Genomic DNA, 14016 nt, shown 5'->3' with positions numbered 1-14016 from the left:
CCGATGACAACTCAATATGGATTTTTTATTGATTCCGCCCGTTGCACCGGTTGCAAAACCTGCGAACTGGCTTGTAAAGACTACAAAAATCTCACGCCGGATGTGAGCTTCCGCCGCATTTACGAATACGCCGGTGGCGACTGGCAGGAAGATAACGGCGTCTGGCAGCAAAACGTTTTTGCCTACTATCTCTCTATCGCCTGTAACCATTGTGAGGATCCGGCCTGTACCAAGGTTTGTCCAAGCGGTGCGATGCACAAGCGTGAAGATGGCTTTGTGGTGGTGGATGAAGATGTGTGTATTGGCTGTCGCTATTGCCATATGGCCTGTCCGTACGGTGCGCCACAGTACAATGCGGCGAAAGGGCATATGACCAAGTGTGATGGTTGCCATGAACGCGTAGCGGAAGGCAAAAAACCGATCTGCGTGGAATCTTGTCCGCTGCGCGCACTCGATTTTGGCCCTATTGAAGAACTGCGTAAAAAACACGGTCAGTTGGCTGCTGTTGCGCCGCTACCTGCCGCGCATTTCACTAAGCCGAGCATTGTAATAAAACCTAACGCCAACAGCCGTCCGTGTGGTGATACCACCGGCTATCTGGCCAACCCGAAGGAGGTGTGAAATGGGGAGTGGATGGCATGAATGGCCGTTGATGATTTTCACGGTCTTTGGTCAATGCGTTGTGGGGGGGGTTATTGTGCTGGCCCTTGCGCTAATGAAGGGTGACCTTTCGCAAGAGCAGCAGCAGCGAGTGGTGTGGAGCATGTTCGGCCTGTGGGTGCTGATGGGGATTGGCTTTATTGCCTCGACCCTGCATCTGGGGTCGCCGATGCGTGCTTTTAATTCGTTGAACCGCGTGGGGGCTTCGCCGCTCAGTAATGAAATCGCCAGCGGGGCGCTGTTCTTTGCCGTTGGTGGTATTGGCTGGCTGTTAGCGGTGGTCAATAAACTACCATCGGGACTGCGTAGCCTCTGGCTGGTCATTACTATGGTGCTGGGGGTCATCTTCGTCTGGATGATGGTTCGCGTGTATAACACCATTGATACGGTGCCTACCTGGTACACGGTCTGGACGCCGCTTAGCTTCTTCCTGACGCTGTTTATCGGCGGCCCACTGCTGGGGTATCTGCTGTTGCGCGTTGCGGGCGTTGATGGTTGGGCGATGCGTCTGCTACCTGCAGTGACTCTGCTGGCGCTGGTGGTTAGCGTGACCGTTGTGCTGATGCAGGGGAGCGAGCTGGCCACCATTCATAGCTCTATTCAGCAGGCCTCGGCGCTGGTGCCGGATTACGGCTCGCTGATGGCCTGGCGTGTCGTTGCGCTGGTGCTGGCGCTGGTATGCTGGATTACTCCACAGCTCAAAGGTTATCAGCCTGCCTTACCGCTGCTGGGTCTGGCATTTGTGCTGGTTCTGGTGGGTGAGATGATTGGCCGCGGTGTCTTCTATGGTCTGCATATGACCGTTGGGATGGCTATCGCCAGTTAATAATCTTTATCGCGCCAGAAATAAGTACTCTGGCGCGATAAAAAGTGCTGCTGATTCATGAAATATTTCTACTGACATTCCCGCCTCTTTTTTCTAATAAATTAATAAAAACAATGGAATAATATAAATAACCATTCTGTTGTCGAACCGCTGGATAAAAAACTTCTATCGTTCGCCCGCAAACCGCGTCAGGCCTGACTTCAGGTAGATTGACAATGTTTACAGCAGTGGCATGATGCGCACGAAATCTGAACTCCATCACGGTTTATACCCATGACCATCTACACCCGGCCAGTGCAAATGTTGCTCTGTGGCCTGCTTTTATTGACGCTGGCGATAGCGGTTTTAAATACGCTCGTCCCGCTTTGGCTCGCCCATGAAAATATGCCTACCTGGCAGGTTGGGATGGTGGGATCGTCCTATTTCACTGGCAACCTGGTGGGAACGCTGTTGGCCGGATGGGTGATTAAGCGTCTGGGTTTTAACCGTAGCTATTATCTGGCATCGATGATTTTTGCCGTTGGCTGCGTGGGTCTTGGTATCACCATTGGCTTCTGGACGTGGTTTAGCTGGCGTTTCATCGCGGGCGTGGGCTGCGCGATGATTTGGGTGGTAGTTGAGAGCGCGCTGGTCTGTAGCGGCACCTCACGTAGCCGTGGTCGCCTGCTGGCGGCGTATATGATGATTTATTATGTCGGCACGGTGCTGGGCCAATTAATGGTCAGCAAACTGCCGACGGATTTGATGAGCGTACTACCGTGGGTGACTGCGCTGGCCCTGGCTGGCATTCTGCCGCTGCTGTTCACCCGCGTGGCAAATCAAGCTGATGAGCAACATGAACCCGCACGTATCTGGCCAATGTTAAGGCTGCGCCAGGCGCGTCACGGAGTTAACGGCTGCATTATCTCCGGCATAGTCCTCGGTTCATTGTACGGACTGATGCCGCTATGGCTGAACCATAAGGGCGTCAGCGATTCGGGCATCGGCTTTTGGATGGCGGTGATGGTGAGTGCGGGTATTGTTGGGCAGTGGCCCATTGGTCGACTGGCCGATCGCTATGGTCGCCTGATGGTTCTGCGTGTCCAGGTTTTTGTGGTGATTCTGGGCTGTCTGGCTATGCTAAGCCAGGCCGCAATGGCGCCTGCGCTGTTCGTGCTTGGCGCTTCCGGCTTCACGCTCTACCCAGTCGCTATGGCCTGGGCTTGTGAAAAAGTGGAACGTCATCAGCTGGTGGCGATGAACCAGGCGCTGTTGATGAGCTACACCGTTGGTAGCCTGCTTGGTCCGACGCTTACCGCCATGCTGATGCAAAATTTCTCAGACAATCTGCTGTTTATCATGATTGCCAGCGTCTCCTTTATCTACCTTCTGACGCTGCTGCGCAAAGCCGGACATCATCCGACGCCGGTGGCGCATGCCTGATTCAAGCAATAGTCAGGGGATACATCCCCTGACTATTGGTGAGAAGCGATAAGCGCCGCAAACTGGGCCCTATCCTGAACCGTAGTGAATTGTTGTAGCCTGTCCCCCTCATCCAGCCAGCACACTAACCGCTGGATCGTTTGAATATGCTGTTCGCTATCCGCTGCCGCCAGCACCACTATCAGCCGTATACCGGGATAGCCGGGAAATTCAACGCCTTCTTCGCAACAAAGCAACGAAAGTACACTGCTCTGGCTTAATACGCCTTCTTGCGGACGCGCGTGCGGTAGCGCAAATTCCGGGCTGAGTATGTACCAGGGGCCGTGCTGTTCTGTGGCACTGATAATTGCCTGAGCATATTCCGAGATGATTTTTCCTTGCTGTTCGAGAGGACGGCAGGCGAGATGAATGGCATTGCGCCAGTCCAGACCGTTACTGGCATACTGACAGGCGGAAAATAACGCTTTTTCCATATTGGACCTCTTTAATAACGGAGCCGATCGGCAATGCGATCGGCTCGCGTGACGGTTAACGAAGTGCGTTCAACAGCGCCTCGCCCGAGATACCATATTTCGCTTTCAGTTGCCTGCTATTACCCGATTCAGTAAACGTATCCTGCGTCCCCAGTCGTGCAAGACGGGCAGGGTGAGCCGCCTGCGCCATGGTTTCAGCAATCAACCCGCCGAGACCACCGTTTACGCTGTGATTTTCCAGCGTGGCGATGAGCGGACAGTCTTCAACCAGCTGATAAAATGCCTGCTGATTGAAAGGCTTGAGCGTAGCCACATGGATCAGCTTGCCCTTTTTGCCGCTGGCGAGCAGTTTTTCGTAGCCGTCGGTAGCCTGCTCGAGCACGGTTCCTTCGAAGATAATGGCGAAATCGTTGCCGCTGTCGGCGATGGCGGCGATATCGGTCACCCGCGGGATCGCGCTCTTATCGCGAACCGGCATCGGCTCTCGCGCGACGCGGATATAGACTGGCCCATTAATTTTCGCGGCTTGTTCAAAGGCTTCGGCAATTTCTTCGGCATCAGCAGGCGTCAGAATAGTCAAGCCAGGCAGTACGCGGGTTAACGCCAGATCTTCCAGTGCGTGATGCGATGCGCCGTCCGGGCCATCATCCATGCCAGGATGGCTGCCGACGAGCTTGATATTCGCTTTGGCATAGCAGGCCTGCCGCAGCTGAGTCCAGGCGGTTCCGGTTACGAACATCGCAAAGTTGACATAGAAGGGCATAAATCCCTCCAGCGCCTGGCCGACCGCAAAGCTCATAGCGGAACCTTCCGCAATGCCCATTTCGAAAAAGGCCTCAGGGTAGATTGCCTGAAACTGGTCGGTACGCGTTGAGCTGGCTAAGTCGCTGTCAATGGCAACGACAGGATAGCCTTTTTCTTTCAGGGCAATCAGGGCATTACCGATCTCATCACGGGGTGCTTTCATCACTGTAACTCCTCCATTGCCTGCTGATACTGTTCTTTACTCGGGGTTTTTGAGTGCCAGTCGCCGTTGTTTTCCATGTAGCTGACGCCGGAACCTTTCGTGGTGTGCGCCACGATGGCAATTGGCTTGCCTTTCAGATGGCGGGATAACATCAGGGTGTCAGCCACCTGATGCATATCATTGCCGTTATGAAGCTCAAGTACGTGCCAGCCAAAGCCGCGGATTTTATCCGCCAGCGGTTCGAGGTTAACGATTTCGTTGACCGGATCGTGAGAAGAGAAGCCGTTGTAGTCGATAATGGCAACCAGGTTATCCATCTTCATATGCCCGGCCTGCTGCAAGGTTTCCCAGATTTGCCCCTCATGCATTTCGCCATCGCCAATAATGGCGAATACCCGATGGGGATCGTCGTGCCGTTTTTTCGCCGCCGCCATACCGAAAGCAATGGACAGCCCTTGACCCAACAGGCCGGTCGTTGCATCGACATCCGGCAGTGATTTTATGCTGGGGTGTCCCTGCAGACGTGAGTTAATCTGGCGGAACGTACTAAACTCGCTGCGATCGATTTTTCCTTTTTGGTACAGCATGGCGTACTGCGCAGCGACGGCATGCCCTTTGCTCATCACCACTCGCGAACGCGGAGAGGCTGTCAGATCGACTTCTTGATAATAGATCCAGGTCAGAATGTCGATGATCGATAACGCTCCGCCTGGATGACCGATTCCGGACTCGTAAATCATAGTGACTATCTCGCGGCGAGCGGCGAGCGCATGAGATTTCAGTTCATCAATGTTCATGTTTTTTCCTTCTTATGGCAGCATTTTACCGATGTAGTACACAACCAGGCCCAGGGCAACGAAGTCGGTTTCCGGGAAGCTGGTGCCTGACAAACCCACGGACTCCATAATCGGGTAAATCAGCGCAGGGCCAATGCCGATGAGGATCCCGGTGACGAAGCTTCCCGCAATCGCACCTTTCCAGCCGCCAGAGGCATTACCAAAAACCGCTGCGGTGGCGCCGATGAAGAAATAAGGAATGGCCACGGGAATAATGACGGTTTGCCCCAAAATCGCGAGAAAGCCCATCACCACCAGCCCGCCAACAAACGAAGAAATAAATCCCAGAACCGTGGCGGTGGGGGCATACGGGAAGACCACCGGACAGTCGAGCGCGGGTTTGGCGTTAGGAATAAATTTCTCCGAGATCCCGAGGAAGGCCGGGACAATCTCTGACAGCAGCAGACGCACGCCGGTAATAATGATGTACAGCGAAGCGGTGAAGGTCAGCGACTGGAAGAGGGGATAAACCAGCCAGTGCATTCCACCTGCTGCAGCGGTTACCGCCTCTTTCCCGGCAGCGAGCGCGGCGATGTAGTAGAAAATACTCACCGAGATCGACACAGAGACGATGTAATCCTTAAAGATCCCCAACCAGCCGGGAAGGTTCAGCTTTTCGGTGGATTGTTTAGGATCGCCGACCTTCGAACCGATCCAGCCGGACGCGGCGTAAGCCAGGGTCACGTAGTGCCCCATCGCGATCTCATCGTTACCGGTGATCTTTCGCATCCAGGGTTGCGCAATCGCCGGATAAAGACAGGCCGCCAGACCTAATAACACGGAGCCGACAATAATGGTCGTCATGTCGCTATAGCCGAGCGCTTTCAGCGTGACGGTAAGCAGCGCGGAGAGATAAAGGTTATGTTGTCCGGTAAGAAAGATGTATTTAAACGGCGTGACGCGTGCAAAGAACAGGTTCCAGCCAAAGCCGATCACCATGATAAGCGACACGCACATCGCGAATTTGGTTTGCGCCAGCCCGGTTAGTGCTTCCGCGAGCGGCATAACACCTTTTAAACCAAATCCATCGCTAAATAACGTCTGAAAATTACCCAGAGAGGTCACCGCGAGCCCGGCACCACCGGCGAACACCAAAAAGCCGACGATAGTTTTGAAGGTGCCGGAAAGGACTTTTTCAATCGGCTTACGTTGGATTAACAAGCCGATTAATGCGATAAAGCCAACTAAAAGTGGGGTTACGCCCAGAATGTCGAATACAATAAATCTGAGGAGATCCATATTGCCTCCGGGAGAGGTTAGTTGCTTTGAACGACGCGAGTGAGGGCAGATTCCATTTCTTCACTATTCATCAGATCGGTAATGCCGATAGCTCTGAATCCGGCTGCTTCGACTTCATCGGTGAGATCGCGCATAGTGATGACGAAATCAATGTCTCGCCAGGTCCTCAGACCCGAAAGGACATCGTGTTCCAGATCGATATCCCAGCCATGTTTGTCGATAATTTTTTGGGCTTTGATTTTGAGCATTAACGAGCTACCCATACCGGTACGACAGACTATGAGACCTTTCATGAGATGTTCTCCTGTTTGTAAAAATAATTATTTTTATTTGTTTGTGTGAGATAATAATTATTATCTTTACCGCAGGACGAAAGATGTGACTGTGTTTGCATTTTGAGCAAATAAGGCAAAAAATGAGCCAGATAGACAATAACTTGTTGATAAGCATAAGAAATGGAGCTTCGGGGCTAAGCCCGATACTGGAGAAAGTCGGCCGCTTTATTACGGAAAATCCTGATTTTGTGATGCGTCACACGATTTCAGAACTGGCTGACTCCATTGATACCAGTGAGGGGAGTATCACCCGTTTTTGTCGGGCTTTCGGCTTTAAAGGCTTTTCGGATTTCAGAACGGCGCTGGCGATGGAGCAGGGTGCTGCACGCTCGGAAGACAATGGCAATGAAGAGATCGCTCCGGTACTGGCGAGCATCCGCGACAGTAATGCCATTGTTGATAATCAGGAGCTTAAAGCCGCCGCAGACTGGCTTAATTCGCTGAATAATATTGCTATTTATGCTGTAGGTACGGCGGTGCCGGTCGCGTTGTTCCTGCAAATGAATTTAATCAATATGGGTAAAGCGGCAAGTTTTGTCGATCGCTCTTATCCGGCGGCGATGCCGCTGCTGGCTGATAATCAAAAAATCGGCATTATTGTCATTCATACCGAGCAGGCATCGGCGGACATGATGCAGGCCCTGTCTCTGGCAAAACAGCAGGGGGTTAAAATATTATCGCTAACGCGTGGGACGTTTACGCCGTTAGCCCGCCTGTCTGACTGGAACCTTCAGGCAGCCGTTGCTTTGCAAGGGGAAGGGGAATCGGGGTTTGCCGAAATAGCGGGCGCGATGATGGTGGCCGATCGGATCCTGAGCGCGCTGGAAGAACAGGATGAGCGCTATGCCGAATACCGCAAAGCGCATCAGAAACGTATTTTCTCGATTGAGAGCGTGGCGAATAAGCTGTCGGAATATTTTATGTCCTGACGCCAGCCACTTGCAAAATCCCCAGGTAACGCAAAGTTTACCGGGGGATATTTTGTTTAGTACATCACTTTATGACCGTACTGCTCAAGGATACCCTTCACGCGCTCCATGGTCGCTTTCTTCGGCGGATGAACGCCATCTAGCTTGTACTCTTCGCCCATTGCGACCCATTTATGCTTGCCCAGCTCGTGATACGGCAGCAGCTCGATTTTTTCGACATTGCCCATATCGCGGGTAAACTCGCCCAGACGATGAGCGGAGTCGTCGTCGTCCGACCAGCCCGGAACCACAACGTAGCGGATCCAGACGTTAATGTTTTTATTGGACAGATAGCGCGCAAACTCCAGCGTACGGTGGTTAGAAACACCAACCAGGTTCTGGTGGATTTCGTCGTTCATCTGTTTGAGATCGAGCATCACCAGGTCGGTCACTTCCAACAGTTCATCAATAACCGGATCGTAGCGGCGCACAAAACCGTTGGTGTCGAGACAAGTATGAATGCCTTCTTTCCTACAGGCGCGGAACCAGTCGCGAACGAATTCAGCCTGCAAAATAGCTTCGCCGCCGGATGCCGTCACTCCGCCTCCGGAAGCGTTCATGAAGTGGCGATAGGTCACCACTTCTTTCATGAGCTCTTCAACGGTGATCTCTTTACCGCCGTGGGTATCCCAGGTATCACGGTTATGACAATACAGGCAGCGCATCAGGCAGCCCTGGAAGAAGGTGATAAAACGGATCCCCGGGCCATCGACGGTGCCACAGGATTCAAAGGAGTGAATGCGACCAATAGTTGACATTGCAGTGATATCTCCAGATTCGGCCCGTTCGGGGCCTGTGGATGCACAGCTCAAACCGGCTGTGTTAAGTCTGTTTTGGCGGTTATCCATTGAGTATAGACAGCAGACAAAAGAGACTATGGCAGAGGGGAGTGCTAAAAAGGCCCCACTTGCGTGGAGCCTTTATTGTACGCGTTTTCAGTCAGACAGGGAATTACATGGTCTGAGTGAAGGTACGAGTGATAACGTCCTGCTGTTGTTCTTTAGTCAGGGAGTTAAAACGTACTGCGTAGCCAGATACACGAATGGTCAGCTGCGGATATTTTTCCGGGTTTTCCATCGCGTCGAGCAGCATTTCGCGGTTCATGACGTTGACGTTCAGATGCTGACCGCCTTCGATGGAGGCTTCGTGGTGGAAGTAACCATCCATCAGGCCTGCCAGGTTAGTCTTACGAACTTCGTCGTCTTTACCCAGCGCGTTCGGAACGATAGAGAAGGTATAGGAGATACCATCTTTCGCGTAAGCAAACGGCAGTTTAGCAACGGAGGTCAGAGAGGCAACAGCACCTTTCTGGTCACGACCGTGCATCGGGTTAGCACCTGGTCCGAACGGAGCGCCAGCGCGACGACCGTCAGGGGTGTTACCGGTTTTCTTACCATACACAACGTTAGAGGTGATGGTCAGAACTGACTGAGTCGGGATAGCGTTACGGTACATGGTCAGTTTCTGAATTTTCTTCATGAAACGTTCAACCAGGTCAACCGCCATGTCATCTACGCGAGGGTCGTTGTTACCAAACTGCGGGTATTCGCCTTCGATTTCGAAGTCAACAGCCAGACCGTTTTCATCACGAACCGGTTTAACTTTCGCATATTTGATTGCAGACAGGGAGTCAGCAGCAACGGACAGGCCAGCGATACCACATGCCATGGTGCGGATAACATCACGGTCGTGCAGCGCCATCAGAGAAGCTTCGTAGCTGTACTTGTCATGCATGTAATGGATGATGTTCAGCGCAGTGACGTACTGTTTTGCCAGCCAATCCATAAAGTGATCCATACGATCCATCACTTCATCAAAGTTCAGAAGATCGCCTTTGATCGGTTCAGATTTAGGACCAACCTGCATTTTCAGTTTTTCATCAACGCCGCCGTTGATTGCGTACAGCATGGTTTTCGCCAGGTTTGCACGAGCACCGAAGAACTGCATTTGCTTACCAACAACCATTGGGCTTACACAACAAGCGATAGCGTAGTCATCGTTGTTGAAGTCCGGACGCATCAGGTCATCGTTCTCATACTGCAGAGAAGAGGTATCGATGGACACTTTAGCAGCGTATTTTTTGAAGCTCAGCGGCAGTTTTTCAGACCACAGGATAGTGATGTTCGGCTCCGGAGACGGCCCCATAGTGTACAGGGTGTTCAGGAAGCGGAAGCTGTTCTTGGTTACCAGCGTACGGCCATCAACGCCCATACCACCGATAGATTCAGTTGCCCAAATCGGGTCACCGGAGAACAGTTCATCATATTCAGGAGTACGCAGGAAACGAACCATACGCAGTTTCATGACCAGGTGGTCAATCATTTCCTGAGCGTCTTGTTCGGTGATTTTACCTGCTTTCAGGTCACGTTCGATGAAGATATCCAGGAAGCTGGAAGTACGACCGAAGGACATTGCCGCGCCGTTCTGAGATTTAACGGCAGCCAGGTAACCGAAGTAGGTCCACTGGATTGCTTCCTGAGCAGTTTTTGCCGGAGCAGAGATATCGCAGCCATATTTTGCTGCCATTTCTTTGATCTGACCCAGTGCACGGTGCTGTTCAGAGATTTCTTCACGCAGACGAATAGTTGCTTCCAGATTTACGCCATTTTCCAGATCGGATTGCAGAGACAGGAACTGCGCGTATTTGTCTTTCATCAGGAAGTCGATACCGTACAGCGCAACGCGACGGTAGTCACCGATGATACGACCACGACCGTAGGCATCCGGCAGACCAGTCAGAACGCCAGATTTACGGCAGTTCAGGATGTCTTTGGTGTAAACATCGAATACGCCCTGGTTATGGGTTTTGCGGTATTCGGTGAAGATTTTTTTCAGCATTGGGTCCAGCTCGCGATCGTACGCTTTGCAAGAACCTTCAACCATTTTAATGCCGCCGAACGGGATAATCGCACGTTTCAACGGAGCTTCAGTCTGCAGACCAACGATTTTCTCGAGAGCTTTCTCGATGTAGCCAGCGTCATGAGAAGTGATGGTGGATGCAAGGGAAGTGTCAAAATCAACAGGCGCGTGAGTGCGGTTTTCCTGTTTAACACCTTCCATTACGTTGTCCCACAGCTTGGTGGTCGCGTCAGTTGCGCCAGCTAGGAAGGACTCGTCACCTTCGTACGGGGTATAGTTTTTCTGGATAAAGTCGCGGACGTTGACTTCTTTCTGCCAGTCACCTTTCGCAAAACCTTCCCAGGCTGTAGCTAACTTTTCATTAAGCTCGGACATGTAACACCTACCTTCTTAAGTGGATTTTTTATTTACTGCCTGAAACAACCCTTAGTGATGGTCGTCGCCACGCAGGTAAATGACCCAGTATGTCAACCCAACCAGCAGACCACCGCCGATGATGTTCCCGATAGTTACCGGAATCAGGTTATCAGTGATGAAGTTCATGACGGTTAAGTGAGAGAAACTTTCCGGAGTTGAACCTACCACGGTCCAGAATTCCGGGCTTGCAAAGTCGCGGATTATGATGCCCATCGGGATCATAAACATATTAGCGATACTGTGCTCGAATCCGCTGGCAACAAACATTGCCACCGGTAAAACCATGATCATGGCTTTATCCATCAGGCTACGGCCGGAGTAACTCATCCATACCGCAAGGCAGACCATCAGGTTTGCCAGGATACCCAGGCACACGGCTTCAATAAAAGTATGGTGCATTTTGTGGTCGGCGGTTTGCAGGACGTTAAGTCCCCATTGACCGTTGGCGGTCATATATTCGCCTGAAAGCCACATCAATAACACAAACAGTAAGCAGCCGATCAGGTTACCAACATAGACGTTGAGCCAGTTTTTTGCCAGTTGACCCCATGTAATTCGTCCGCTGGCTTTCGCCACGACGATAAGTACGGTTGAGGTAAACAGGTCGGCACCGCAAATGACGCAGAGAATCAAACCTAGTGAGAAGCAGACGCCCCCAATCAGTTTGGCAACACCGAAAGGCATCCCAGCGGCGCCGGTTGTTGCCGTAATATAGAAAACAAAAGCGATAGAGATGAAGACACCAGCGGTAATAGCCAGATAAAACGTCTTTATCGGATGCTTTGTCGCTTTATAGACACCCGCTTCTTCGGCAACTTTCGCCATTGCAGCAGGGAGTAAAAGATCAAAAGGGTTGTCAGCTTTCACACTAACTCTCTCTTTATGTAAGTTGGCGGTGAGATACTAACAAAGCATTATAGAAGGGAATTTGATGTAGATCATATCCTACCGGAACTATAGGCCTTTTCAGTGTATGGTTTTGGCTTAAAATGCAATTAATCTATTGTTTTTTATGTAAAAAATAAATTTTAAAATTTGCAAATTATGTTGATTTTTTTCATTTTTGCCCTCTGTAGCGGTTAATTAAAATGGGGTATTTTTATTAAAACTAACAATATTCTCAGCGATTATTCGTTATTTTTTACTATTAATTAACTTTATTGCCACAAATAATCGAGGGCTTGCGAAAAGCATAAAAAAACGGGGTCACAACTGACCCCGTGATGCTGACATTCTGATAGATAAAGAGGCGTTATTTAACCCAGAATTCTGCTTTTGCGCGCTGCAACTTTTCATAGGCCTTCAGTAAAGACTGATGAGCCGGGAAAGCCAGCAGATCGCTGTCTACGGTCTGCAAACCGTAGAAAGGAGCTTCGCCGCTAAGCGCGGCGCTGGCGGCTTCTACTGCTTCAACGCCGTACATACGCACAAAGGCGTTCAGGTATTGCAGCGGCTGGCGCTCTTCTTCCTGGCTGAGCAACAGTAGCGTTTGCAGGCAACGGTAGTAATTAGCGCGTTCAGCGCTAAATATTGAAGCATTGAACTCCATGGTCCATTCGGTCCAGATCAAGGCTTGCTCAATATCACCGCCCGCCAGCGCCAGCATCGCTTTTAACTCACCAATGCGTAGCGTGTACCAACCATTATCTTTGCCAGTCGCCAGGCCAAGCAGCTCGCGAACGCGGGTGAAATCATCAAGGCCTTCATCGTCCATTTGTTCGATAAGCGCCAGATAATCTTCTTTTTCCCACTCGCTTCCCGGCAGGGAAAGAATAGTTTCCCGCAGGTGTGCACCCATGCTGTTGTTCGCCAGCCAGAGATCTTCCGCCGGGTAGATATCGGACATGCCCGGAACGATGATTCGGCAAGCGTAGACGCTCAGGTGTTCGTAATCGGCGATATAAACTTCTTTATCTTCTTGTTTGAAGATAGCCATCAGGGTGGCGAACTCTTCATCCGTCGTTCCGGAGAAGCTCCAGTCCACGAATGGGTAGTCGGCATCCTGCTTAAACATATCCCAGGAGATCAGACCGCTGGAATCGATAAAGTGAGTCTCAAGATTGGCGTGTTCGGCAACTTCTTCATCATCGAAGGTCGGCGGCGTAAATACGTCGAGATCTTTCAGGCTGCGGCCTTGCAGTAACTCGGTAACGGTACGTTCCAGCGCGACGCCGAAATCAGGATGCGCGCCGAAAGACGCAAAACAAGTTCCGTTAGCCGGGTTAAACAGCACAACGCAGATAACCGGATATTTGCCTCCCAGTGAACCGTCATAAGCGAAAATCGGGAAACCTTCGGCTTCCAGTTTATTAATCGACTCCACAACGCCCGGATAACGCGCCATCACCTCCGCCGGAATTTCCGGCAGGCTGATGCTTTCAGCAATAATGCGATTTTTAATATGACGTTCAAATACTTCTGACAGGCCTTGAACGCGGGCTTCGTTACGGGTATTGCCCGCAGACATGCCATTCGAAACGTACAGGTTGCCAATGATATTCATTGGAATGTAAATCGTCTCGCCGTCAGACTGGCGAGTGAACGGCAGACCGCACACGCCACGATCGTCATTACCTGATTGCAGATCCACCAGCATGCTGGCAGTTAACTGATCGTCAGGATCGTAGAACGCACGCAGACGGGCATCTAGCAAGCCTTCCGGCACTTCATCATCGTCGGTGAGTGGGAACCATTTTTCATTCGGATAGTGAACGAAAGAGCCATTAGCGATGGTGTCGCCCAGCCAGAAATCGGCGAAGAAGTAGTTAGTGGAGAGACGCTCGAAGTATTCCCCCAACGCGGAAGCCAGAGCGGCTTTTTTGGTTGCGCCCTTACCGTTGGTGAAACACAAGGCGCACTCTTTATCGCGGATGTGCACTGACCAGACGTGCGGTACCGGGTTGAGCCATGAGGCCTCTTCAATATCAAATCCGAGGTCGAGCAATTTTTTCTGGAAGCGGGCGATGGAATCTTCCAGGGCGGCATCTTTGCCGGTAATAAATGTTTGAGTCATG

Annotated in this window: 13 protein-coding genes; 4 read left to right on the top strand and 9 right to left on the bottom strand. The window is 51.4% G+C overall.

Annotation, left to right across the window (positions count from 1 at the left end):
- The first annotated feature begins 3 nt into the window (after positions 1 to 3).
- The 3 genes from ACMYSL_RS18990 (at position 4) to ACMYSL_RS18980 (ending at position 2908) form a co-directional block, all read left to right on the top strand.
- On the top strand, positions 4 to 621 hold the full coding sequence (locus ACMYSL_RS18990; RefSeq protein ID WP_110275192.1) for a DMSO/selenate family reductase complex B subunit: 618 nt from the start codon (positions 4 to 6) through the stop codon (positions 619 to 621).
- A gap of 1 nt (position 622) precedes the next feature.
- On the top strand, positions 623 to 1486 hold the full coding sequence (locus tag ACMYSL_RS18985) for a dimethyl sulfoxide reductase anchor subunit family protein (RefSeq protein WP_434659503.1): 864 nt from the start codon (positions 623 to 625) through the stop codon (positions 1484 to 1486).
- Between the two features lie 273 nt (positions 1487 to 1759).
- Positions 1760 to 2908, top strand: coding sequence for an MFS transporter (locus ACMYSL_RS18980; RefSeq protein ID WP_112214648.1), 1149 nt, complete (start codon positions 1760 to 1762; stop codon positions 2906 to 2908).
- A 32-nt stretch (positions 2909 to 2940) separates the two neighbouring features.
- Here ACMYSL_RS18980 and ACMYSL_RS18975 read toward each other — a convergent pair whose 3' ends face one another.
- Genes ACMYSL_RS18975 through ACMYSL_RS18955 form a run of 5 tightly spaced genes read right to left on the bottom strand, consistent with a single transcriptional unit; the run spans position 2941 to position 6716 of the window.
- Positions 2941 to 3381 (bottom strand): PTS sugar transporter subunit IIA, encoded by a 441-nt coding sequence (locus tag ACMYSL_RS18975; RefSeq protein WP_434659501.1) that lies wholly within the window; start codon positions 3379 to 3381, stop codon positions 2941 to 2943.
- Between the two features lie 55 nt (positions 3382 to 3436).
- Positions 3437 to 4348 carry a transketolase family protein gene (locus ACMYSL_RS18970; RefSeq protein WP_434659499.1) on the bottom strand — a complete coding sequence of 304 codons (912 nt, stop codon included), beginning with the start codon at positions 4346 to 4348 and terminating at the stop codon, positions 3437 to 3439.
- The gene (locus ACMYSL_RS18965; RefSeq protein WP_434659497.1) at positions 4348 to 5145 is read right to left on the bottom strand and encodes a transketolase; all 798 of its coding nucleotides are present in this window, start codon (positions 5143 to 5145) and stop codon (positions 4348 to 4350) included. Before ACMYSL_RS18965 ends, ACMYSL_RS18970 begins: the two co-directional genes overlap by 1 nt.
- A 12-nt stretch (positions 5146 to 5157) precedes the next feature.
- Positions 5158 to 6423: a PTS ascorbate transporter subunit IIC gene (locus ACMYSL_RS18960; protein WP_112214644.1), complete on the bottom strand. Its 1266-nt coding sequence runs from the start codon at positions 6421 to 6423 to the stop codon at positions 5158 to 5160.
- A 17-nt stretch (positions 6424 to 6440) separates the two neighbouring features.
- The gene (locus ACMYSL_RS18955) at positions 6441 to 6716 is read right to left on the bottom strand and encodes a PTS sugar transporter subunit IIB (protein WP_181482836.1); all 276 of its coding nucleotides are present in this window, start codon (positions 6714 to 6716) and stop codon (positions 6441 to 6443) included.
- Positions 6717 to 6838: 122 nt separating this feature from the next.
- Between ACMYSL_RS18955 and ACMYSL_RS18950 the strand changes: the two genes are divergently transcribed.
- The gene (locus tag ACMYSL_RS18950) at positions 6839 to 7687 is read left to right on the top strand and encodes a MurR/RpiR family transcriptional regulator (protein WP_112214642.1); all 849 of its coding nucleotides are present in this window, start codon (positions 6839 to 6841) and stop codon (positions 7685 to 7687) included.
- Between the two features lie 56 nt (positions 7688 to 7743).
- On the opposite strand, the gene pflA is transcribed toward ACMYSL_RS18950, so the two are convergent.
- The 4 genes from pflA to ycaO all read right to left on the bottom strand — a co-directional run bounded on the left by pflA (position 7744) and on the right by ycaO (position 14015).
- Positions 7744 to 8484, bottom strand: coding sequence for a pyruvate formate lyase 1-activating protein (gene pflA, locus ACMYSL_RS18945; RefSeq protein WP_434659494.1), 741 nt, complete (start codon positions 8482 to 8484; stop codon positions 7744 to 7746).
- Between the two features lie 193 nt (positions 8485 to 8677).
- Entirely contained in the window at positions 8678 to 10960 is a 2283-nt protein-coding gene (pflB, locus tag ACMYSL_RS18940; RefSeq protein ID WP_182237608.1) for a formate C-acetyltransferase, read from the bottom strand.
- 51 nt (positions 10961 to 11011) lie between these two features.
- On the bottom strand, positions 11012 to 11869 hold the full coding sequence (focA, locus tag ACMYSL_RS18935; RefSeq protein WP_434659492.1) for a formate transporter FocA: 858 nt from the start codon (positions 11867 to 11869) through the stop codon (positions 11012 to 11014).
- 385 nt (positions 11870 to 12254) lie between these two features.
- Positions 12255 to 14015, bottom strand: coding sequence for a 30S ribosomal protein S12 methylthiotransferase accessory factor YcaO (ycaO, locus tag ACMYSL_RS18930; protein ID WP_434659490.1), 1761 nt, complete (start codon positions 14013 to 14015; stop codon positions 12255 to 12257).
- Position 14016: the final 1 nt, after the last annotated feature.

Origin of the sequence: Klebsiella sp. MISC125 (assembly GCF_051131775.1) — a bacterium.
Classification (GTDB): Bacteria; Pseudomonadota; Gammaproteobacteria; order Enterobacterales; family Enterobacteriaceae; genus Klebsiella.
Note: the sequence above shows the minus strand (reverse complement) of the source record. Positions and strands in the feature narration are given on the sequence as shown.